This window comes from Streptomyces roseus (genome assembly GCF_001044425.1).
In the GTDB taxonomy this organism is placed as follows: domain Bacteria; phylum Actinomycetota; class Actinomycetes; order Streptomycetales; family Streptomycetaceae; genus Streptomyces; species Streptomyces roseus.
Map to the genome: position 1 here is coordinate 1 of NZ_LFML01000005.1, position 21,840 is coordinate 21,840.

A 21,840-nucleotide genomic window follows, 5' to 3' on the forward strand; every position below is an offset into this window, starting at 1 on the left:
CGCCGGCCTCGGGGAGTCGGCCGGATCCGCCGGTGCGGCGGAGGCCGCTGATACCGCGGAGGCTGCGGAGGCTGCGGAGGCCACTGAGGCCGACGGGGCTCGGGTCGCGGCCAGGCGGGTGCGCTCGCGGTCCAGGGCCCCGCGGCGCAGGCGCAGGATCTGAGTCAGGCCCAGGAGTTCCACCGCGAAGACCGACGAGAAGGCGATCCGGTAGTCGTCGCCGGTGGCGTCCAGGAGGAGGCCGATCGCCAGCAGGGTCGTCATCGAGGCCAGGAAGCCGCCCATGTTGGTGATGCCCGAGGCGGTGCCCTGGCGGTCCGGCGGGTTCGCGGGGCGGGCGAAGTCGAAGCCGATCATCGAGGCCGGGCCGCAGGTGCCCAGGACGACGCACAGGGTGACGAGCAGCCACATCGGGGCCTGCGGGCCCGGGTAGGCCAGCGTCGCGGCCCACAGCAGCGCCGTGAGGCCGATCGTGCCCAGCGCCAGCGGGAGCCGCGCCGACTGGCGGCGGCCGATCAGCTGGCCGTAGAGGAGGCCGAAGCCCATGTTCGAGGCCACCACCAGGGTCAGCAGCCCCGCCGCGGTGGTCCGGGCCAGCCCCTGGTCCTCGACCAGGAACGGCATGCCCCACAGCAGCAGGAACACCATCGCCGGGAACTGCGTCGTGAAGTGCACCCACAGGCCCAGGCGGGTGCCGGGCTCCCGCCAGGAGTCCCTGATCTGGCGGCGCACGAAGCCCCCGCCCCCCGCACGCACCGCCGGTTCGTGGCCCTCCGGGTGGTCCTTCAGGAAGAGGACGAGCGGGACCAGCACCACCACGCCCGCCACCGCGCTGCCCGCGAACGCCTGCACCCAGCCGACCCCGTGCAGCACCGGGGCCAGCACCAGCGTGGAGACCAGGTTGCCGGCCATGCCGACCAGCCCCGCCAGCTGCGCCGTCAGCGGACCGCGCCGGGCCGGGAACCACCGGGTGCCCAGCCGCAGCACGGATATGAAGGTCATCGCGTCCCCGCAGCCCAGCAGGGCGCGGGCCGCGAGGGCCATCCCGTACGAGGGCGCGAGCGCGAAGCCGATCTGGCCGGCCGTGAAGAGGACCGCGCCCAGCGTCAGCACCTTCTTGGTGCCGAGCCGGTCCACCATCAGCCCCACCGGCACCTGCATGCCCGCGTACACCAGGAGTTGGAGGATGGAGAAGGTCGAGAGCGCGGAGGCGTTGACGTGGAAGCGGTCCGCCGCCTCCAGTCCGGCCACGCCCAGACTCGTCCGGAAGATCACCGCGACGAAGTACACGGCGACGCCGATGGACCAGACGGCCACCGCCTTCCGCCCGCCCGGGGGATCCCGGAAGACGCCGTTCCCGCTCACCTGCCCGGCCCCCGCACCAGCGCCTCGACCCGGCCCACGTGGCCCCGTACGGCGGCCGCCGCCGTCTCGGCGTCCCCGGCCCGCAGGGCGTCCAGGATCTCCGCGTGCTCGGCGATCGAGCGCTCCACCCTCTCGGGGTGCGCGTGCAGCAGGGCCACGCCCATCCGCAGCTGCCGGTCGCGGAGCTGGTCGTAGAGGCGGCACAGGATCGCGTTCCCGGCGCTGCGCACGATCTCGGCGTGGAAGCCCCGGTCGGCGGCCATCATCGCCGCGAGGTCGCCGCCGGCGGCGTGCCGGCGCTGCTCCTCCAGCAGTTGCGCGAGCCGCTCCAGCAGCCCGGGCGAGGCCGGTACGGCCCTGCGCACCGTGAACTCCTCGACCAGCAGCCGGGTTTCTATGACGTCGGCGATCTCCTGCGCGGAGACCGGCAGCACCAGCGCGCCCTTCTTCGGGTACAGCTTCAGCAGCCCCTCGGTCTCCAGCCGCAGCAGCGCCTCGCGGACCGGCGTACGGGAGACCCCTACGGCGTCGGCGAGTTCGCCCTCGGTGAGGAGGGTGCCGCCCTCGTAGCGGCGGTCCACCAGCACGGCCTGCTTGACGTGCCGGTACACGCGCTCGGCGGCGGGGACGGCGACGGCGGGCGGAGCGGCGGCGGAACCCATCGTGGAGGGAGTCGTGGAGGGGCTCGTGGAGGTGGTCGCGGAAGCGGCGGCTGGCGGCATGCGCACAGGATAGATACATGAGGGGTGCACCGGTCACCCCGTCCGGGATGTGGACATCCGCCCGACGCCCCTGCACCGAAGGATGTACCGGGGCTTCGTCCGGCCGCAGGACGCAACGGCCCACCCGCACCGGGACGCTGAGGTCATGGCCCACACCGCCCTCGTCGCCCCCGGGGTGACCTCGACCCGGCTGCCGCTCCTCGACGTCCTGCGCGGCGCCGCCATCCTCGGCACGCTCATGACCAACGTCTGGATCTTCGCCTCGCCCGGCTCCGAGCGGGCCGTGCTGAACGGCGGTCTGCACGCGCCCGACCCGCTCGCCGATCCCTCGGCGGCGAACATCGCCGAGAGCGTCTTCCGCTTCCTCGCCGACGGGAAGTTCCTCTCCCTGCTGACGATCCTGTTCGGCGTGGGACTGGCCATCCAGTACGACTCCGCCGCACGCCGCGGCGAGCCCTGGCCCGGGCGCTACCCGCGGCGGGCCGCGTTCCTCTTCCTGGAGGGAACGGTGCACTTCGTCCTGGTCTTCGCCTGGGACGTGCTGATGGGGTACGCCGTCACCGCCCTGCTGGTGGCCCGGCTGACCGCCCGCTCCGAGAAGGTCCGCCGGGCCGCGATGTGGACGGCGGGCGGCCTCCACCTGGCCCTGGTCGGCCTCGTGACGCTCGGGGACCTGGCCGCGGCGGATGCCGGGCCCGGGGCCCCGGATCCCGCAGCGGTCCGGCTGTACGCCCACGGCGGCTACCTCGACCAGATCTCCTTCCGGCTCGACAACGCCCCCGCCCTGCGCGTCGAGCCCGTCTTCACCTTCGGGCTGCTGGTCTTCCTCTTCCTCCTGGGCGGCCGCCTGTACCGCGCGGGGGCCTTCGGCGCGAGCGCGCGGGGGCGCCGGATCCGGGTCCGGATGACCGCGTGGGGGCTCGGCCTCGGGCTGCCGCTCGGAGCCGCCGCCGCGCTCGGCGGCCCCGACTTCTTCGTCCTGGGGCGGTACGGGATCGCCCCGCTGGTCGCGGTCGGCTACATCGGGCTCGTCGGCTGCGCCCTGGACCGCTTCCGGGTCCCCGGGGCCGGGGCCCTCGGCTCCGTCGGGCGCACCGCCCTGTCCTGCTACGTCGGCCAGAACCTGCTCTGCATGCTGCTCTGCTACGGGATCGGCCTCGGCCTCACCGGCCGACTGGCCGGGAGCGGGCCCTGGTGGGTGATGGGCCTGTGGGCGGGTGTCGGCCTCGTCCTGGTCACCGCCTCGCGGCTGTGGCTGCGCCGCTTCGAGCGGGGCCCGCTGGAAGCCGTACAGCACTGGGCGCTCAGCCCCCGTCCCGCCCGTGGGCCGCGCCCGTGACCTCCACCTCCAGGACGAACTCGTCGTACGGGGCCTCCTGCGGGTACGGGGGCCGGATCTGCGCGAAGCGGATCACGGCCCGCCCGCCCGGGCAGCGCCCCCGGACGAGGTACGTCCGCTCCAGCGCGGCCCCGGGCAGCGGCTGCGCGGACGGCGGCGCCTGTGCGGACGGTGGCGCCGCCCCGCTCACGTCGCTGACCGAGACGGCGTCCGCGTCTCCGGTGACCTGCCAGGTCCACACGTACCCGCGCGCCCCGCGCCCGGTGAGCCGCAGTTCGTACGACTCACCCGCGCCGAGGGCGATGCTGCGCACCTCCACCCGCGAACACCTCCCGGCTCAGGCGGGGCCGATCACCGGCCCCTCGTGCCAGCCTGCCGAGTCCCGCCAGTAGTGCTGGAGCTGCCGGTCGGTGCGCAGGACGATGACTTCCAGGTTGAACCCGAAACTCCCCTGGAGCATCCCGGTGACGGCGAGGGCGTCGTGGCCGAAGACGGCGCTGCGGCTCCAGGCGGAGCCGGCGGCGTTGCCGCGCCACCAGTGCTCGACGCGGCCGCCGGCGCCCGCCACGCAGAGCTCGTAGTTGCCCGCGGTGTCCTCGTCGGCCGCCCCGTACTGTCCCTCGATCAGACAGGGGGCGGAGGTGATCGCGCTGCCGAAGACCTCGCCGGGGCGCCAGGCGAAGCCGTTCGGGTCGTCCCGCCACCACAGCTGCATCCGCCCGTCCGTACGGGTGGCGACGAGGTCGAGGTGGCGGCTGCGGGTCTGGACGAGGGCGGGCCCGTAGTGGGCGATGCCGGAGCCGAAGCGGCCGCCGTCGTTCCAGGTCCACGGGGCGCCATTGATCCGCCACCAGTGGTTCAGGTGGCCGTCGGCGGTGCGGACGACCGCCTCGAAGTTGCCCGGCTTGCCGTAGTCGCTCTGGATGAACGCCGGGGTCGAGCCGATCGCCGCGTCGCCCGGCCCGAAGGCGCCGCCGTCGCGCCAGACGCCGGCGGACTGCTCGTAGTACCAGTGGCGCAGCCGCCCGCCGGTGGTCACGTGCAGGGACTCCATGTTCCGGTTGTACGTGGTGCCGGTGAAGGCGGGCAGGCCGGAGGCGTCGTTCGCGTACGCCTGGGCGCGGGCCCACGCGAAGGGGGCGTCGCCCTCGCGCCACCAGTGCTGCAGACTGCCCCCGCCGGCGGGCGCGCACAGCTCGAAATTGCGGTGGGCGCGGCCGTTGCCGCTCTCGTAGACGTTGCCGGCGTGCAGGCGGCGCTTGCTCCACGGGTCGATGTTCGTGCCGCGCAGACCGCACTTGGCCCAGTGGTCGATGTCGACCTCGCCGTAGGCGATCCGGCCGTGGCCGCCGACGTGGTAGCCCGTCCCCCAGGAGTTCTTGAACAGCCAGCAGCCCGCGGCGTCGTCGTAGCCGGTGATCAGGACGCAGTGGCCGCCCGCGAGGTGGTCGGCCGTGCGGTGGTAGACGCCGGAGCCGAGGGCGAAGAAGTCGTCGTACACGTCGAAGCAGGCGGTGAGCGGGCCGACGGTGTCCAGCCAGACCTTCTGCTGCTCGACGTCGCCCAGGCGTACGTAGTCGGTGATCCGGACGGTCCGGCCGGACCGGTCCCAGCTGGGCGTGTACTCGGCGCGCCAGGCGTCGCGCCGGTTGGCCGGGACGGTGGGCGGGGGCGGCGAGTAGGGCCAGCAGTCGGGATCGGCGAGACCGCCGTTGGCCTTGACCCAGTCGAGGGCGGTCTCGGGGTTGGAACCCTGGCCGCAGGTGTACTTCAGACCGTCGTGGACGTCCCCCTCGGAGCGCTCCGCCCAGACGCCGTGCTCGATGCGGGCCATGGACTCGACGAGGCCCGCGGCCCCGAAGGCCCAGCAGGAGCCGCACGGGTTCTGGTCCTTGACCTTGGTGATCCAGGGCCAGCCCCAGCGGACCCGCCAGTCGACGGCGGCGGGGCGGGCGCCGGGCCCCCCGGCCGGGGCGCCGGGCAGCAGGCCGTGGGCGGCGCGGCGGCGGGTGAGGTGCGGATTGCCGCTCTCGTGGCCGATGAGCGCCCGCAGGTCGATGGCGCCGATCTCCGCGGCGGGCGTGAGGTTCGCGCCCGGTTCCAGGCCGAGGGAGGGCCGGGGTACGGGCTCCTCGTCGGCGAGGTGTTCGATGACGGACCAGCGCGCTCGCCGCGCCGCGAGCCGCGCGCGCAGCTCCCCCGCCGTCTGGACAGACTGCTCCGGCATGACCGGCCCCCCAGCGTCAACCGTTGTGTGCAGACCCGGGAGCGTCCATCGGGCGACGGGGCGCGTCAAGGGAGTCCGCACGGTCGCGCGGTCGCACGGGGGGTCGTACGGGACGGCCGTCCGCCCCCGGCGTCGGAGGGACGCCGGGGGCGGGGGCCGGGCCGAGTGGCCCGAGGGGGCCTATTCCGCCGGGGCGGGGGCGGGCGCGGCGGCCGGCATGCCGGGCATGCCGAGGCCGGTGAAGAGGGCGACCATGGTGGCGCCGAGGTCGTTCACGACGTCGGTGGCCTCGGCCTTGGCGTCAACCTTGGTGCCGGTGGCCCCGGTGGTGACGGTGGGGCCGGCCGCCTTGAAGACCTCGTCGACGGAGGCCTTGAGGTGGTCGACGGCGGCGGTGACGCGGTCCACGCGGGCGCGGTCCGCGGCCCGGGGCTTCGCCGCCACGGCCGGGGCGACGGCCGGGAGCGTGACGGGCTGCGCGGCGGCGGCCGGCGGCTTGGCCGCGGGGGCGGCCGGCTTCAGCGCGTCAACGGGCGGCTTCGCGGCCTCCACCGGCGGCTTGGCGGCCTCCATGGGCGGCTTGGCGGCCTCGACCGGCGGCTTGGCGGCCTCGACCGGCGGCTTGGCAGCCTCGACCGGCTTGGCGGCCTCGACGGGCGGCTTGGCAGCCTCGACCGGCTTGGCGGCCTCGACGGGCGGCTTCGCGGCCTCGACCGGCGGCTTGGCAGCCTCGACCGGCGGCTTGGCGGCCTCGACGGGCGGCTTCGCAGCCTCGACCGGCGGCTTCGCAGCCTCGACCGGGGGCTTCGCAGCCTCCACCGGCGGCTTCGCAGCCTCCGCCGGGGGCTTCGCCACCCCTGCCGGCGGCTCGTCCGCCGGCTTGTTCGGCAGGACCACCGGAGACACCGGCGCGTTGGCCGGGGGCTTGACCGCCGCCGCCGGAGCAGCAGCGGCTGCGAAGGTCTTCTTCATGGAGGCCAGTGCCGCGTCGATCTTCTGCTTGTGCGCGGCCAGGTCGGCCTCCGGCAGCTTCCCGTCCGGCGACTTCAGCACCTCGCCGAGGAAGTTCGTGACGGGGGTGATCATGCTGCCGGCCGCCCCGAGGGAAGCAACCTGCGCGCTCAGCGCCTCGGCACCGGGGATGGCCTTCTTCGACACCGGCGCCGACGCCTTCGTCGGGGCGTCGGCCGCACCGGCCAGACCGGGGGTCACGGAGATCAGCGTCACGCACAGGGCGGCGGGGAGGGTGTAGCGGGTGATGCGGTGCAAGATTCTCTCCTGTTCAGAGTCGCGGGGCAGGGGGTGTGCCCCCTTCCACTCACCGCCACCCGGTCACATTCGGCAACCGGAAGCTGGCCCCCGCACCCCTCCAACCACGCACCTCCAAGCCTGCTACCTGCATGGATGGCTTCCACGCCCAGCTACACCGTCGGTGGTGCACCCTCGTGAATCCGTGACCTTGAGTGACCGGTCTGCCCAGTGATCACAGCGTCCGTGCGAAGGCCGCCCAAGCGGTGTCGGTGACCTCGATCGCGGGCCCGTCGCCCCGCTTGCTGTCCCGGACCGCGACGGTCCCGGCCACGTTCGTGGCCACCTCGACGCAGTCGGAGTTGACCTGGCCCTCGCTGTAGCTGGACTTCACGAATTCGAAGCTCGTCATGTGCCTACATACCTTTGCTGATTGCGTCGATCAGGCTCACAGAGGCCTGTGGCGCCAGGCTCATCCGCGATACGCGTTCGAACGCCCGGGCATATGCCGCACTGGCTTCCGCCCCCTCCGCCCACACAGTAGAGGCGACGCCTTCGGCGTAGCCGACGTCCAGTGCGCCGGGCTCCGCGAACGACACGAGGTTGAACGACCCCGCGACAGCGTGGTGCGCTCCGACCCGGAACGGCAGCACCTGTACATGGATGTGCGGCAGTGCGGCCATCTCCACGAGATGGTTCAGCTGCGCGCGCATCACCTCGACCCCACCGATCTGTTGGCGCAGAGCGGCCTCCCAGAGCACCGCATGGAAGTTCACCGGATCGTCGCCCCACAGCCGCGCCTGGCGCTTGAGCCGGGACGACACCAGGACCTCGATCTCGTCGGGATGCGTCCAGTCGGATGTGACGCCCAAGGCGCGCACGTAGTCCGCCGTCTGCAACAGCCCGGGCACGAGCGCGAGCTGCCACGTACGGATGTGGGTCGCCACTTCCTCCATGGCGACGTACTCGGCCAGGCCGCCCACCCGGGGCACTTGCTGCCACCAGCCCTTCGCCTTGCGACGCTCCCGGTCCAGCCGCGCAAGATCGAGCAACCCCTTCACGAAGTGCTTGTCGGACACACCGTAGAGCTCGCACAGAGCCACGATGTCCGGGTCCCGGAACGGGACCCATCCCCGCTCCATCTTCGCGACCTTCGCCGCCGTGGCACTGAGCACTTGGGCCGCCTGGGGCTGGGTGAGACCGGCCGCATCGCGCAGGCGCAGCAGCTCACCGCCCAGCCTGCGCGCAAGAACCGTAGAGATCCGGTTCCCCAAGGCTGCCTGGTTTTCAGCCACTTCAACCACCCCTCCGTGCCGCGAGCAGTCTTCCGTGCCTCGCCCGGAAGACACAACTACTCCCTGGGGATAGATATCCCCAGAACATCTTGCGCGCCTAGTTCGGCCACCCCTACCGCCAGTGACGAACTGCTCACTGCTCAGCCACAGTTGGCGGAAGTGCACCGTGCTGCCCGCACGGCGGAGCCACCGCCCCATCGGAGGTGCACGTACAGATGAACGAGCCGACGCGAAGCGACGTACGGAACTACCCACCCCGGCAGGACTCGGTGCCCGCGGCCCGGCGGCGGGCCGCGTGGCTCGCCGTGGCGTGGGGACTGCCCCAGCTGGCTTCGGACGCCGCCCTGCTGACCAGCGAGCTCACCACCAACGCGCTGCTGCACGGCTCGCTGCGGGACCGCTACCTCCGGGTCGAGGTGCAGCTCACGGGAGCAGTGCTCCGCATCGCGGTCACCGATCCGAAAGGCGAGCGGCATCCCGAACCGCGAGCGGCGGCAGACGATGAGCAGTACGGCCGGGGACTGCACATCGTGGGCGCCGTCGCACAGCGGTGGGGGGCCGCCCAGAGGACCGTCGGCAAGACCGTATGGGCCGAGCTCGGCGTCGGAGGGCCCCGTTAGGGTTTCCCGCATGGGGACCTGGATCGCGCCGAGCGCCATCGAACGAGAGCTGTACGAAGCCAAGCTCGGCAACGACTGGCCCGCCTACTTCGACACCCTGGCGACCGCCTGGCTGTTCATACCCATGGCCCGCGGCTACGCCGACGCCCACCCCACCTCGGTACTCCTCGAACCCGCGTACTTCCCGCAGGCCCGCGCCCGCTGCTACGTCGCGTACACGGCCGGCATGCTGCCCGCCCCCACCGCCGACGTGGTCTTCAAGCGCCAGAGCCTCGCCTGGTTCGCCGCCCGTCTGGAGCCCGGGGACCCCCCGTTCCTGGCCGTCAACCCCGGCAGCCCCTGCGAGGCCTTCCTGCCCACCTCCCCCGCCGACCGCGCCGTGTGGAACGCCCACTGGGACCGGGCGCCCCGCTACGGCCTGGAGCAGAACAAGGTGCACGCCCTCCACGTCGGCGGCCCGCTGCGCGGCCCGGCCGCCTTCGGGCTCGCCTGCGGCGCGCACCTCTCGGTGCGCAACGGGCTCTTCTGGAACGCCCTCGGCTACCACGGCGAGGGCTACACGAAGGAGCGCGAGAAGCTCAAGGAGTACTGGGGCGTCACCACCCGCGAGGAGTGGCTGGTCACCGTCGAGCAGCTGCTGACGGCGGACCTGGTCAGCGCGGTGTGGGAGTTCACGCTGCGGATCCGTACCGCCCTCGCCAAGGAGTTCGCCGGTCCGGTGGACATCGAGCACTGGCGCCACGCCACCGAGGCGACCCTGCGGGCGAATGCGGAACGGGCTGCCGAGCCCCGGATCACCCCCGAAGGCGTCACCGTCGCCCGGCCCCGCTCCACGGCGGAGATCGAGGGGGAGGTCGCCGGCGTACAGCGGGTCATCGGCCGCATCGCCCGCTACGAGCAGCGCTTCCGGGCCGACGGGATCCTCGGCGAGGGCAGGTTCGTCCGCTCCGTCGAGGCGTGGGACTACGGGCGGGCCTCCCAGATGGCCCGCTGGGGCCTCGGCGCCCGCCTGTGCACGCTCCAGGAGGCCGAGGACGCCGTGGTGCGGGCCGGGAGGGTCAGCCGGCTCGCCTACCGCTCCTGGGAGGACCTCTCCGCCGGCTTCATCCTCGGGCGCTGCCTCCAGTTCGACGAGGAGGAGTACGGACCCTGGTACACCGACATGGCCGCCACCCACCAGGCGTTGACGACCGACCCGGGCAGCCCCTGGCTCAACATCCCCTGGGACTAGGCGAAGGGGGGCGGGCGCCGCCGTTCGCCGACCTTTCCCAGTCGCGGAGAAATCTTGGACGGCCCCGGAATCCGCCAACTAGCCTCGCGCGCATGACCATTGTTCTGAACGACACGGTACGCAAGCTGCTCGACTCCCCGCACCCGGCCGTCCTCACCACCCTCAACCCCGACGGCGGCCCGCAGAGTTCGGTGGTCTGGGTGGCGCGGGACGGGGACGAACTGCTGATCTCCACGGAGCGGGGGCGCCGCAAGGAGCGCAACATCGCCCGTGACCCGCGGGTCGGCCTGACCGTTTTCGACACCGCCAACCCCTTCTCGTACGTGGAGGTCCGCGGTACGGCCACCCTCGCCGAGGACACCGGCCGCGAGGTGGCCGTGCTCATCGCGGAGCAGTACATGGGGCCGGGCGGCGGCAAGGAGTACGCCGAGGCCCCGGCCGAGAACGTCCGCCTCGTCGTGCGCATCACCCCGACCAAGGTGCTGGGCAACGCGGCCAAGGCCGGCTGACGGGGCTCCCGCCCCGCGTCACGGCAGCTGCGGCCGGACCTCCGACCAGGCGTCGACCTCCGCCGCCAGCGGGTCCCCGTCGGCGAGGTGGGGCCGTGCGAGGGCCGTCCACGGCAGCAGGAGCTTGATGCGCCGCAGGTGCTGGATGCGCGGTCGCGGCAGGTCGCGCCAGGTGCGGGCCTCCGCGGCCGCCTCCGCCGGGGTCAGGTCGATCAGCGCCAGCGCGTCACGGCACAGCTCCGCGGGGTCGCCGCCGCGGCCCGGGCCGAACTGCCCGAGCAGGTAGCCCCGTACGGCGGCCACCTCGACCGCGCGGTCCAGCGGGTGCGAGCCCTCCCACTCGGCCCTGCGGTGCGTCGCGGCCAGCGCCACCGCGCCCCAGCGCAACCGGGTCTCCTCGGGCAGCCAGTCCCCCTGCATCCGGCCCACGGCCAGCGTCCGCAACGTCAGCGGACGCGGCTCGTCCAGCAGCGGCGGGTCGGTGGCCAGCCAGGCCTCGATGTCCTCCAGCGCGTGCCCGCCGGGCGGGACGGCGGTCAGCACCTGGCCCCGTGTGAGCAGCGCGACCAGGGCTCCCGTGAGGTGGACCTTGGCCACCTGGCCCGCGTCGAAGAAGGCCGCGGTGCGCCCGTACCGCTCGATCCGGCGCAGCCCGAGCCGCAGCTCCCCGACGGCGTAGACCTGCCCGGCGCGCGCGACCCCGCCGAGGCACCGCACCACGCACACCCCGCCCGTGACGTCGGCCTCCTCGACGGAATAGACCTGCAACTCGGCTATGGCCACTCCCGAACCCCCTTCCCCGGCGGGGAGGCTACCGCCTGAGGGCGGCGGAGCGCCCCCGGGACCCCGATCCGGACCCGGCCGGAGCGGGCGCCTCGTCGTGGTACGGCGCGAAGACCGCGAAGACGCAGCCGTCGGCGGGGGAACCGGTTCCTCCCGCGCGGCTACGCCTCCGGCTCCAGGACCAGGCGGATCTCGGTGACCTCGTAGCCGGCGCGGTCGAAGGCCGCGGCCATGGGGGTGTTGACGGTGTCCGTCGTCGCGGTGATGCGTTCCGCTCCCGCGGCCGCGTGGAAGCGGGTGATCTCCGCCAGGATCTCGTCGATCAGGCCGCGGCCGCGCTGCTCCGGTACGACGCCCAGGTACCCGACGTTGCGGTGGTACGGGGTCGCGGACGGGATGGCCAGGCCCGCCAGGGTGCCGTCCGGGAGTTCGGCCAGGCGCCACCAGGAGCGCTCGCCGGGGCAGTCGAGGTAGAACGCGAAGTCCTCCCGGGCGAGCCGCCCGGCGCCCATCGAGCGCAGCTCGTTCCGCGTGTGCAGGTCCAGGCTGCCCGCCGAGAGGCGGGCGAAGGCGTCGAGGAACTCCTCGTCCGTGCCCTCGCGGAAGACCAGCCGCCCGCCGGGCTCGGCGGTGCCCGCCGCGGGGGCTCCGTCCGGCACCGGCCGGGGGCGGGTCCACTCGTAGCGCAGCCGCTCGATCTCCCGGGTCAGCCCCGCCCCGTACGCGGCCTTGCGCCGCCAGGCGACGGCCTCGACGAGGTCGGGGCGGGTCCGCCAGTCGCCGGGCAGGGAGAGGTCGTAGAGAGGGAGCGTCCCGAAGGCCGCGTGTCCGGCGGCGAGCAGGTCGGCGGCGAGCGCCGCGGGGTCGGCGACGGATTCCCGTACCTGGAGGCAGTCGAGCGTGATGGGCCGCTCGCTGTCCGCGCGGCCCCACCACAGCGCGCGGCCGAGGACCTCGCCGTCCTCGTCCTCGGCGCACCAGATCCACGCGGGCCGGAACCGGTTCTCGGCGAGTTCCTCGCGGATCTTCTCGGCGGACAGGGCGTCGACGGGCCCGTCGGCGGGGTAGGAGAGGGCCCGGCCGATGCCGGCGGGGTCCGCGGTGGCGGGGCGGAATCTCATACGTTGATCATCATCGGAGCGCCGTCCGGCCGGCCAGGGCTTTTCCGTCATGCCGGAGCCCCCCTCGCGGTGCGGTGGCGAGGGGGGCTCCGGATGCCGGTCGGGGTCGGGCTACGCCCAGGTGACCAGGCGGCGCGGGTGTTCCAGGACGGCCGCGATGTCCGCCAGGAACTTCGAGCCGAGCTCACCGTCGATGAGGCGGTGGTCGAACGACAGCGCCAGGGTGGTGACGTGACGCGGCTTCACCTTGCCCTTGTGGACCCACGGCTGGAGCTTGATCGCGCCGACCGCGAGGATCGCGGACTCGCCGGGGTTCAGGATGGGCGTACCGGTGTCGACGCCGAAGACGCCGACGTTGGTGATGGTGATGGTGCCGTTCTGCATGTCGGCCGGGGAGGTCTTGCCGTCGCGTGCCGTGCCGACCAGCTCGGACAGGGCCGCCGACAGCTCGCCCAGCGTCTTGGCGTGCGCGTCCTTGATGTTCGGGACGATCAGGCCGCGGGGGGTGGCCGCCGCGATGCCCAGGTTGACGTAGTGCTTGAGCACGATCTCCTGGGCCGCCTCGTCCCAGGACGCGTTGACGTCCGGGTTGCGGCGGATGGCCACCAGCACCGCCTTGGCGATGAGCAGCAGCGGGTTGATCCGCAGCCCCGCGAGGTCCGGGTCTTCCTTGAGCTCCTGGACCAGCTTCATCGTGCGGGTCACGTCGAAGGTGATGAACTCGGTGACGTGGGGCGCGGTGAACGCCGAGTTGACCATCGCCTGGGCGGTGACCTTGCGGACGCCCTTGACCGGGATGCGGGTCTCGCGGGCCTGCCCGGCCGCCGGCACCGACGCCTCGGCCGGTACCTGCGCCGGCGCCGCCGGGGCCGGTGCGGACACCGCGGTCTGCGGGGTGATCGCGGACGCCGCGGCGGCGTGCACGTCCTCCCGGGTCACGACCCCGCCCTCGCCGGTGGGCACCACGGAGGCGAGGTCGATGCCGAGGTCCTTGGCCAGCTTGCGCACCGGCGGCTTCGCCAGCGGGCGCTCCCCGGCGGGGGCGCCGCCGTTGCCGTTCAGGGCGGCGGGAGCGGCCGGCGCGGCCGCGACGGCCTCCGGCTGGGCCGGTACGGCCGGCAGGGCCACCGCGGCGCTGCCGTTCTGCGCGCCCGGCGCGGCCTTGCGCGGGCGGCGCTTCGTCGAGGCCTGGGAGACCCCGTAGCCGACCAGGACGGGCTGGCGGGCGGCGGCGGCCGGCTCCTCGGCGGCCTCGGCCGCTACGGGCGCGGCGGCTGCGGTCGGGGCCGAAGCCGCGGCGGCAGCGGCGGCCGCGGGGGCCTCCGCCTCACCCGTCTGCACCGAGATGATCACCTGGCCGACGTCGACCGTGGTGCCCTCCTCGAAGAGGAGCGCGTGCACGGTCCCGTCGAACGGGATCGGCAGCTCCACGGCCGCCTTCGCCGTCTCGACCTCGCAGACGACCTGCCCGTCGGTGACGGTGTCACCCGGCTGGACGTACCACTTGAGGATCTCGGCCTCGGTCAGGCCCTCGCCCACATCGGGCATCTTGAATTCGCGGATCGTCACGGGAACGCTCTCCTCAGTACGCAAGCGAGCGGTCGACGGCGTCGAGCACCCTGTCCAGGCCCGGCAGGTACTCGTCCTCCAGGCGGGCCGGCGGGTAGGGGGCGTGGAAGCCGCCCACACGCAGCACCGGCGCCTCCAGGTGGTAGAAGCACCGCTCCGTGATGCGGGCGGCGATCTCCGCGCCCGTGCCCAGGAACACCGGGGCCTCGTGGACGACCACGAGCCGGCGGGTCTTCTCCACCGAGACCTGCAGCCCGTCGAAGTCGATCGGGGACATCGAGCGCAGGTCCACGACCTCCACCGACTTGCCCTCCTCGGCCGCCGCGGCCGCGGCCTCCATGCAGACCTTCACCATCGGGCCGTAGGCCGCCAGGGTGATGTCGGAGCCCTCGCGCGTGACGCGCGCCTTGTGCAGCTCGCCGGGGATGGCCTCGGTGTCGACCTCGCCCTTGTCCCAGTAGCGCCGCTTCGGCTCGAAGAAGATCACCGGGTCGTCGCTGAGGATCGCCTGCTGGAGCATCCAGTACGCGTCGCTCGCGTTCGAGGGCGAGACCACCTTCAAGCCCGGGACGTGCGCGAACAGCGTCTCGGGGGACTCCGAGTGGTGCTCCACCGCGCCGATGCCGCCGGCGTACGGGATGCGCACGACGACCGGCATCTTGACCTTGCCCAGCGCCCGCGCGTGCATCTTCGCGAGCTGCGTGACGATCTGGTCGTACGCGGGGAAGACGAACCCGTCGAACTGGATCTCCACCACGGGCCGGTAGCCGCGCAGCGCCAGGCCGATGGCCGTGCCGACGATGCCGGACTCGGCGAGCGGGGTGTCGATGACCCGCTCCTCGCCGAAGTCCTTCTGCAGGCCGTCGGTGATCCGGAAGACACCGCCCAGCTTGCCGACGTCCTCGCCCATGATCAGGACCTTCGGGTCCTGCTCCAGGGCCTTGCGCAGGGACTCGTTGAGCGCCTTCGCGATCGACATCTTCTCGACGGCCATCAGTGGCCCTCCTCGGCCTCGAAGGAAGCGAGGTAGGCGGCGAACTGGGCGCGCTCCTCGTCGACGAGCGCGTGCCCGTCCGCGTAGACGTTCTCGAAGATCGCCATGGTGTCCGGGTCGGGCATGGCGCGCACGACCTCGCGCACCCGCTTGCCCAGCGCCTCGCTCTCGGCCTCCAGAGACTCGAAGAAGGCCTCGTCGGCCCCGCCGCTGGCCAGCAGGTACGTCTTCAGGCGCAGGATCGGGTCCTTCGCCTCCCACGCCTGCGTCTCCTCGTCCCGGCGGTACTTCGTCGGGTCGTCGGAGGTGGTGTGCGCGCCCATGCGGTACGTGAACGCCTCGACCAGGGTCGGGCCCTCGCCCGCGCGGGCCCGCGCCAGCGCCCAGCGGGTGACCGCGAGGCAGGCCAGGACGTCGTTGCCGTCGACGCGGACGCCCGGGAAGCCGAAGCCCTGGGCGCGCTGGTACAGCGGCACGCGCATCTGGCGCTCGGTCGGCTCGGAGATCGCCCACTGGTTGTTCTGGCAGAAGAACACCACGGGGGAGTTGTAGACGGCCGAGAAGGTGAACGCCTCGGCCACGTCGCCCTGGCTGGACGCGCCGTCGCCGAAGTATGCGATGACCGCGGAGTCCGCGCCGTCCTTGGCCACGCCCATCGCGTAACCGGTCGCGTGGAGCGTCTGCGAGCCGATGACGATCGTGTACAGGTGGAAGTTGTTCGTGTTCGGGTCCCACCCGCCGTGGTTCACGCCGCGGAACATGCCGAGCAGGTTCGTCGGGTCCACGCCGCGGCACCAGGCCACGCCGTGCTCGCGGTAGGTCGGGAACACGTAGTCGTCGTCGCGCAGCGCGCGGCCGGAGCCGATCTGGGCGGCCTCCTGGCCGAGCAGCGAGGCCCACAGGCCCAGCTCGCCCTGGCGCTGGAGGGCGGTCGCCTCGCCGTCGAAGCGGCGGGTGAGGACCATGTCGCGGTAGAGCCCGCGCAGGTCCTCGGTGGTGATGTCCTCGACGAAGGAGAGGAACTCCGCGGCGTCGGGATTGTCCGCTGCGCTGACCCGTTCACCCTCGGGCGTCAGCAGCTGTACGAGCTGGGGCTCGGCGTTCTGCGCGGTGGCGGCAGCCTTGGCAGCGGGGGCCTTGGCGGCGCTCGCCGCGCCTGCCGCCCGCTTGGTGCCGCTGCTGCGTCGCGGCTTGCGCGCGGCAGTGCTCTCCACGGTCACGTGTTGCTCCTCCGTCGGTCCGGCTCCCGGGTTCTCCGGGGTCCAGTGCGGCTCACCCGGATCCGTACCAGCGCACAAGGGTGGGTGCGCGTCATGTACGGATTCAGGCGTGACAGGTGCCCCGGCAAGTGCCCTGCGCAATGCACGTTACCCAGTGCGCCGCATAACTGCGAAACCCCACTTGACCTGCGTTTTTGCTTGGATTTCCAAGTAAATCCGCCGGGTGGGGAACAACCACTGGTCACAGCCTTGCAGGGGGCCGGAACAACGGCACGTTATCCCGGGTAACGACGGCAGGGAAGGGGTGAGTGTGTGAAACTGAGTTCGTGCGCGAAGACGGAAAAATCAAGGTATTCCTCCTGGACGACCACGAAGTGGTACGTCGGGGTGTCCATGAGCTGCTTTCGGTCGAAGAGGACATCGAGATCGTCGGCGAGGCGGGTACCGCCGCGGACGCCCTGGTGCGCATTCCCGCCACCCGCCCCGACGTCGCCGTGCTCGACGTGCGCCTGCCGGACGGCAGCGGGGTGGAGGTCTGCCGCGAGGTCCGCTCGCAGGACGAGGACATCAAGTGCCTGATGCTGACCTCGTTCGCCGACGACGAGGCACTGTTCGACGCGATCATGGCCGGCGCCTCCGGTTACGTGCTGAAGGCGATCCGCGGCAATGAGCTGCTCAGCGCCGTGCGGGACGTGGCGGCCGGCAAGTCGCTGCTGGATCCCGTCGCCACGGCGCGGGTGCTGGAGCGGCTGCGCGACGGCAAGAACGGCAAGGGCGACGACCGCCTGGCCAACCTGACCGACCAAGAGCGCAAGATCCTCGACCTGATCGGCGAGGGCCTGACCAACCGGGTCATCGGCGAGCGGCTGCACCTGGCCGAGAAGACCATCAAGAACTACGTCTCCAGCCTGCTGTCCAAGCTGGGCATGGAGCGCCGCTCGCAGGCCGCCGCGTACGTGGCCCGCCTCCAGGCCGAGAAGCGCGCCTGAGCCGCCGCAGGGAGCCGGCCGCGTGCCGGTCCGCGGTCCGGCCCAGGCTCTGAGCTGGCCGTTCCGTCGGCGGGTCCGTTCATTCGGGACCAACGTCCCCGATCCTCGGGGCCGCCTCCTCTGTTCGTACGCGCGTCCGTACCCGGACAGTGGACGCATGTCTGCGGAGGAGCTCCACGCCATCGAACTGCTGCGCCGGGTGCCGTACGGCAGGGTGGCCACCAGCATGCGCGCGCTGCCCTTCCTCGCCCTCGCCCGCCACATCGTGGTGGACGGCGACGTCGTGCTGAGAATGCACGCGGGCTTCGGCTACCACCAGGCGTGCAACGGCAGCGTGGTGGCGTACGGCGCCGACAACTTCAATTCGGCGGACCGGCGCCTGTGGTCCGTGCAGTTCACCGGAACGGCCGAGATCATCGAGCCGTCCACCCGCGAACTGGAACTCTTCGGACCGGTTCCGCTTTATGTGGACGGCGCGGTCTTCGACCCCGTCCACATGCGTATCGAGCCCCAGTTCGTCACCGTGCACTCCCTGGCCGCACATCCGGACAGGGAGTATCAGCACGCACTCTGAGCTGCGAATTCGCTTACAGATCGTCCAGCGGATTCGGCGATTCGACCGGCGGGCTCTTCGTCGGCGGCGCCTTGGTGGGCGGCGTCTTGGACGGGCTGCTCGAAGCCGAGGGCGACGAACTGAACGACGGTGACGTCGACGCCGACGGGCTGGTGCTCGGCGTGTACTTGCTGCGGCTCGGCTGCGGCGTGAAGTCGTCCGACGGGCGCGTCGACGGCGTCTCGTGCGAGGAAGGGACCTGCTGGTCGGACGGGCTGCTCGACTGGCCGCTCGACGAACTCTGGACGGCCGGCGGAGTGCTGTCGTCCTTGCTCTTGCCCGACGAGACCGAGTTGACGGCGTACGCCACGCCGCCCGCGATCGCGATGATCGCCAGCACCGCGAACAGCCACAGCTTCCAGCGGCTGCCGCCGCGGTCGTCGTAGCCCTCGTACCCGTCGCGCCCGCCCTGACCGCCGCCGTGTCCGTGGCCGTGGTTGTCGTAACCGCCCCCGCCGGGGAAGGCCGAGCCGTCCTCCGGGTTCAGCGGCGGCACCATCGGCTGCTGGAACTGCGAGGTCGAGGCGTGCGCCGCGTACGGCTGCTGGCCGCCGCCCTGGCCCATCGGCATCGCCGTGGTCTGCGCCGCCCCGCCGCGCCCGTGCGGCAGGGCCATGGTGACCGGCCCGGTGTTCCAGGTGCCGGTGTTCGCACCCTGGTCGTGCAGCATCTGGAGCGCGTACTGGACCAGCCCGCGCATCTCCTCGGCGCTCTGGAACCGGTCGTCCGGGTCCTTGGCGAGGGAGCGCATGACGAGCCCGTCGAGCTCCTGCGGGATGTGGTGGCCCTCCGGCAGCTGCGAGGGCGGAACCGGCGCGTCCTGTACGTGCTGGTAGACCACCGACAGCGGGGTCTCACCGGTGAACGGGGGCCGCAGCGCGAGCAGTTCGTACAGCAGGCAGCCGGTGGCGTACAGGTCGGAGCGGTGGTCCACCGCCTTGCCGAGCGCCTGCTCGGGCGAGAGGTACTGCGGGGTGCCCATGACCATGCCGGTCTGGGTCATCGTCGACTGGGCGCCGTGCAGGGCCCGGGCGATGCCGAAGTCCATCACCTTGACCGCGCCGGTCTCGGTGATGATGACGTTGGCCGGCTTGATGTCGCGGTGCACGATGCCGTGCTGGTGGGAGTAGGCGAGGGCTTCGAGCACGCCCGAGGTGATGATGAGCGCCTGCTCCGGGCCCGGGGCCTCGGCGCTGATGAGCAGATCGCGGATGGTGCGGCCCTCGACCAGCTCCATCACGATGTACGGGACGGTGTTGGGGCCGACCCTGTCCTCGCCGGAGTCGTACACGGCGACGACGGCGTGGTGGTTGAGCCCGGCGACCGACTGCGCCTCGCGCGTGAAGCGGGCCTTGGAGACCGGATCCTCCGCGAGGTCGGCGCGCAGCAGCTTCACGGCGACGGTCCGGCCCAGCCGTACGTCCTCGGCGGCGAAGACCTCCGCCATGCCGCCGCGGCCCAGGCGGTGGGTGAGCCGGTAGCGGCCGTCGCCGACCAGGCCGCCGGCGCCCCAATGCTCAGGACCGTCGGCCATCCCGGCGCCGTTTCCCTCGGGTTCGGGTGCCATCAGTCCTCGCCGTCGTCTCTCTCGGCCGCCGCTCAGCGGTAGGTCCTCTTCGGGTGCTCCGATGAACGCTACAGCCTCGGAACAGGTCGCCGTTCGGACTATGGCGCGCCGTGGCCCCGCGGTCACGGAACGGGCACCTGGCTTGACGTGTGCTTGCCCTCCGGCAGACTGGGCGCCACATGCGCTCAGCCAGAGGCGTTGGGACACATCCCGAGGGGAAGCAACAGTCATGAGCCAGGACGGCACTCAGGGCCAGTACGCGGGCGGCTCTTTGGCCGGTGGCCGTTACCAGCTAAGGGACTTGCTGGGCGCGGGCGGCATGGCGTCCGTCTACCTGGCGTACGACTCGGCGCTCGACCGGCAGGTCGCCATCAAGACCCTGCACAGCGATCTCGGGCGGGAGCAGTCGTTCCGCGAGCGCTTCCGCCGTGAGGCGCAGGCTGTTGCGAAACTGTCGCACACGAACATCGTCTCGGTATTCGACACGGGCGAGGGCGAAGTCACGTTCAGCGGCCCCGGCGCCGGCGACGCGGCGGTGATGCCGTACATCGTGATGGAGTACGTGGAGGGCCAGCCGCTGGGCTCGGTGTTGGAGGCGGACGTCCGCCAGTACGGGGCCATGCCGGCCGACAAGGCGCTGAGGGTGACGGCCGACGTGCTGGCCGCCCTGGAGGTCAGCCACGAGATGGGGCTGGTCCACCGCGACATCAAGCCCGGCAACGTGATGATGACCAAGCGCGGCCTGGTCAAGGTGATGGACTTCGGCATCGCCCGGGCCATGCAGTCGGGGGTCACCTCGATGACGCAGACCGGCATGGTCGTCGGCACCCCCCAGTACCTCTCGCCCGAGCAGGCGCTGGGGCGCGGGGTCGACGCCCGGTCCGACCTGTACTCGGTCGGCATCATGCTGTTCCAGCTGCTGACGGGCCGGATCCCGTTCGACGCGGACTCCCCGCTGGCCATCGCGTACGCGCACGTGCAGGAGGAGCCGGTCGCCCCGTCCTCCATCAACCGCTCGGTCACCCCGGCGATGGACGCGCTGGTGGCGCGGGCCCTGAAGAAGAACCCGAACGAGCGCTTCCCCACGGCCGCCGCCATGCGCGACGAGGTCGCGCGGGTGATGTCGGCCGGTCAGACCGGGGCGCCGGCCATCGTGCCCGGCTCGCACGCGGGCGGCAGCGGGGCGGGCGTGGCCTCGGCCGTGTTCCCGCCGGTGGACTCCGGGTTCCAGGCGCCGCCGGCCCGGTCCGTGCAGCAGCCGTACGCGCCGACGCCGTCCCCGTACGCGCCGACCCCGGCGCCGATGGCGCAGCAGCACGGGCAGGGCGGGTACGCGTACCCGCCGCAGCAGCAGCTCGCCCACCAGCAGCAGTACGGACCGCAGACCCCGCCGCCGTTCACCGTCTCCCCGGTCTCGACGACCACGTCGGGCGGGGGCGGCGGCGACAAGCGGAACATGCCGGTGGTCATCGGGGCCATCGCGGTGGCGCTGCTGGCCATGGGCGGTCTGATCGCGGTGATCTCGATGAACGGCGACGGCGACACGGGCAAGTCCGGCGACACGGCCGCGTCGTCCAAGGCCTCCACGGCCGCGTCGGGCTCGCCCAAGGCCAATTTCAAGGGCCCGGACACCTCGCGCACGATCGACGCAGAGAAGTGCAAGGAGCCGAGCAAGCACTTCAGCGACGCCACCAAGTACACGGCGCCGGACCTGCGCTACAAGAACCTGCTGTCGGTCAAGGCGTGCATCCAGGCCTCCGGCGGCAAGTACAAGATCGTCGAGAAGGACGAGGCCGTGTACGGCAAGGACACCGTGCTCGACCAGAACCCGCGCCCCGGGGACAAGATCGAGAAGGAAGGCACGGAGTACACGCTGACCGTGTCCACCGGCAACGCCGAGTAGGCCCGCCGGGCATCGGACGGCCCTCCCGCGACACACCCGGCATCCCGGACGGCTCTGATGAACCGTCCGGGATGCCGCTTTTGCCCCACTATGTAAACCTGAGCCCAACGTCGGCTGCTCGGGACGGGAGGGGCTCCCCGTGACTCAACGCCTCCGCGCGCGGCGCTGGCTGGCCGGGGCCGTGGTGGCCGCCGCCGCGCTCTCTCCCGCCGCGTCCGCCGCCTCCGCCGCCTCCGCCGCCGCCGACCGGGCCGCCGGCCCGCCCCCGTCCGGCCGGGCCGCGGCCGTCCGCCTCCCCGCACCGGCCCTGCCCGGCAAGGCCCCGGCCCGCAGGGTGCCGGCCGCCCCGCCGAAGGCCGACGAGACCGATCCCGGAACCGACCCCGACCCGGTGGCCGACGTACCGCACGAGGCGTACGAGGAGCTCGCCGGCAGCGTCGCCGGAGTCGGCCGGGAGCGGCCCGGGCGGCCGGCCGCCGAGCCCGCGAACCCGGAGACCGTGCTCGCCGCCCGCCCCCTCCTCCC

At 72.6% G+C, this 21,840-nt stretch carries 20 protein-coding genes and 1 pseudogene; 8 read left to right on the plus strand and 13 right to left on the minus strand.

Going from position 1 to position 21,840, the window contains the following annotated elements; genetic code table 11:
- Together ACS04_RS00555 and ACS04_RS00560 are read right to left on the minus strand one after the other, a co-directional pair.
- A partial coding sequence (locus ACS04_RS00555) for an MFS transporter (protein ID WP_107438493.1) occupies positions 1–1,365 on the minus strand: 1,365 nt, incomplete at its 3' end.
- Entirely contained in the window at positions 1,362–2,027 is a 666-nt protein-coding gene (locus ACS04_RS00560; protein ID WP_048474438.1) for a GntR family transcriptional regulator, read from the minus strand. The genes ACS04_RS00555 and ACS04_RS00560, both read right to left, overlap by 4 nt.
- 205 nt (positions 2,028–2,232) lie before the next feature.
- Between ACS04_RS00560 and ACS04_RS00565 the strand changes: the two genes are divergently transcribed.
- Entirely contained in the window at positions 2,233–3,426 is a 1,194-nt protein-coding gene (locus ACS04_RS00565) for a DUF418 domain-containing protein (RefSeq protein ID WP_048474455.1), read from the plus strand.
- Here ACS04_RS00565 and ACS04_RS00570 read toward each other — a convergent pair.
- The 5 genes from ACS04_RS00570 to ACS04_RS00585 form a co-directional block, all read right to left on the minus strand.
- Positions 3,392–3,745: a protease inhibitor I42 family protein gene (locus ACS04_RS00570; RefSeq protein WP_048474439.1), complete on the minus strand. Its 354-nt coding sequence runs from the start codon at positions 3,743–3,745 to the stop codon at positions 3,392–3,394. The genes ACS04_RS00565 and ACS04_RS00570 overlap by 35 nt on opposite strands.
- A gap of 18 nt (positions 3,746–3,763) precedes the next feature.
- Positions 3,764–5,653 carry a C1 family peptidase gene (locus tag ACS04_RS00575; protein WP_048474440.1) on the minus strand — a complete coding sequence of 630 codons (1,890 nt, stop codon included), beginning with the start codon at positions 5,651–5,653 and terminating at the stop codon, positions 3,764–3,766.
- 180 nt (positions 5,654–5,833) lie between these two features.
- A complete protein-coding gene (locus ACS04_RS35150) occupies positions 5,834–6,922 on the minus strand; it encodes a ribosomal eL19 family protein (protein WP_053080653.1) in 1,089 nt (362 codons plus the stop codon).
- A gap of 214 nt (positions 6,923–7,136) precedes the next feature.
- Positions 7,137–7,313 carry a DUF397 domain-containing protein gene (locus ACS04_RS35710; protein WP_063839217.1) on the minus strand — a complete coding sequence of 59 codons (177 nt, stop codon included), beginning with the start codon at positions 7,311–7,313 and terminating at the stop codon, positions 7,137–7,139.
- Between the two features lie 4 nt (positions 7,314–7,317).
- Entirely contained in the window at positions 7,318–8,196 is an 879-nt protein-coding gene (locus ACS04_RS00585; RefSeq protein WP_048474441.1) for a helix-turn-helix domain-containing protein, read from the minus strand.
- Between the two features lie 215 nt (positions 8,197–8,411).
- Between ACS04_RS00585 and ACS04_RS00590 the strand changes: the two genes are divergently transcribed.
- The 3 genes from ACS04_RS00590 (at position 8,412) to ACS04_RS00600 (ending at position 10,556) form a co-directional block, all read left to right on the plus strand.
- Positions 8,412–8,816, plus strand: a complete 405-nt coding sequence (locus tag ACS04_RS00590) for an ATP-binding protein (protein ID WP_048474442.1) — start codon at positions 8,412–8,414, stop codon at positions 8,814–8,816.
- Between the two features lie 10 nt (positions 8,817–8,826).
- Complete coding sequence (locus ACS04_RS00595) at positions 8,827–10,047, plus strand: DUF1266 domain-containing protein (protein WP_048474443.1); 1,221 nt, start codon at positions 8,827–8,829, stop codon at positions 10,045–10,047.
- Between the two features lie 92 nt (positions 10,048–10,139).
- Positions 10,140–10,556, plus strand: a complete 417-nt coding sequence (locus ACS04_RS00600) for a PPOX class F420-dependent oxidoreductase (protein WP_048474444.1) — start codon at positions 10,140–10,142, stop codon at positions 10,554–10,556.
- An 18-nt stretch (positions 10,557–10,574) separates the two neighbouring features.
- On the opposite strand, the gene ACS04_RS00605 is transcribed toward ACS04_RS00600, so the two are convergent.
- The 5 genes from ACS04_RS00605 to pdhA all read right to left on the minus strand — a co-directional run bounded on the left by ACS04_RS00605 (position 10,575) and on the right by pdhA (position 16,243).
- The gene (locus ACS04_RS00605) at positions 10,575–11,339 is read right to left on the minus strand and encodes a hypothetical protein (RefSeq protein WP_048474445.1); all 765 of its coding nucleotides are present in this window, start codon (positions 11,337–11,339) and stop codon (positions 10,575–10,577) included.
- A 161-nt stretch (positions 11,340–11,500) separates the two neighbouring features.
- A complete protein-coding gene (locus tag ACS04_RS00610) occupies positions 11,501–12,460 on the minus strand; it encodes a GNAT family N-acetyltransferase (protein WP_048474446.1) in 960 nt (319 codons plus the stop codon).
- 111 nt (positions 12,461–12,571) lie between these two features.
- Positions 12,572–14,008: a dihydrolipoamide acetyltransferase family protein gene (locus ACS04_RS00615; RefSeq protein WP_048474457.1), complete on the minus strand. Its 1,437-nt coding sequence runs from the start codon at positions 14,006–14,008 to the stop codon at positions 12,572–12,574.
- A gap of 34 nt (positions 14,009–14,042) precedes the next feature.
- Positions 14,043–15,023 carry an alpha-ketoacid dehydrogenase subunit beta gene (locus ACS04_RS00620; RefSeq protein WP_048474447.1) on the minus strand — a complete coding sequence of 327 codons (981 nt, stop codon included), beginning with the start codon at positions 15,021–15,023 and terminating at the stop codon, positions 14,043–14,045.
- On the minus strand, positions 15,023–16,243 hold the full coding sequence (gene pdhA, locus ACS04_RS00625; RefSeq protein ID WP_048474448.1) for a pyruvate dehydrogenase (acetyl-transferring) E1 component subunit alpha: 1,221 nt from the start codon (positions 16,241–16,243) through the stop codon (positions 15,023–15,025). The genes ACS04_RS00620 and pdhA overlap by 1 nt, the downstream gene beginning before the upstream one ends.
- A gap of 326 nt (positions 16,244–16,569) precedes the next feature.
- Between pdhA and ACS04_RS00630 the strand changes: the two genes are divergently transcribed.
- Together ACS04_RS00630 and ACS04_RS00635 are read left to right on the plus strand one after the other, a co-directional pair.
- Entirely contained in the window at positions 16,570–17,232 is a 663-nt protein-coding gene (locus ACS04_RS00630; RefSeq protein ID WP_048474449.1) for a response regulator, read from the plus strand.
- Positions 17,233–17,389: 157 nt separating this feature from the next.
- Complete coding sequence (locus ACS04_RS00635) at positions 17,390–17,806, plus strand: pyridoxamine 5'-phosphate oxidase family protein (RefSeq protein WP_048474450.1); 417 nt, start codon at positions 17,390–17,392, stop codon at positions 17,804–17,806.
- A gap of 13 nt (positions 17,807–17,819) precedes the next feature.
- On the opposite strand, the gene ACS04_RS00640 is transcribed toward ACS04_RS00635, so the two are convergent.
- Entirely contained in the window at positions 17,820–19,379 is a 1,560-nt protein-coding gene (locus ACS04_RS00640) for a protein kinase domain-containing protein (protein ID WP_048474451.1), read from the minus strand.
- A 262-nt stretch (positions 19,380–19,641) separates the two neighbouring features.
- Here ACS04_RS00640 and ACS04_RS00645 point away from each other — a divergent pair, with 262 nt between their 5' ends.
- Entirely contained in the window at positions 19,642–21,315 is a 1,674-nt protein-coding gene (locus ACS04_RS00645) for a protein kinase domain-containing protein (RefSeq protein WP_048474452.1), read from the plus strand.
- Between the two features lie 139 nt (positions 21,316–21,454).
- Positions 21,455–21,840 (plus strand): annotated as a pseudogene (locus ACS04_RS38020) (hypothetical protein); the annotation flags it as partial.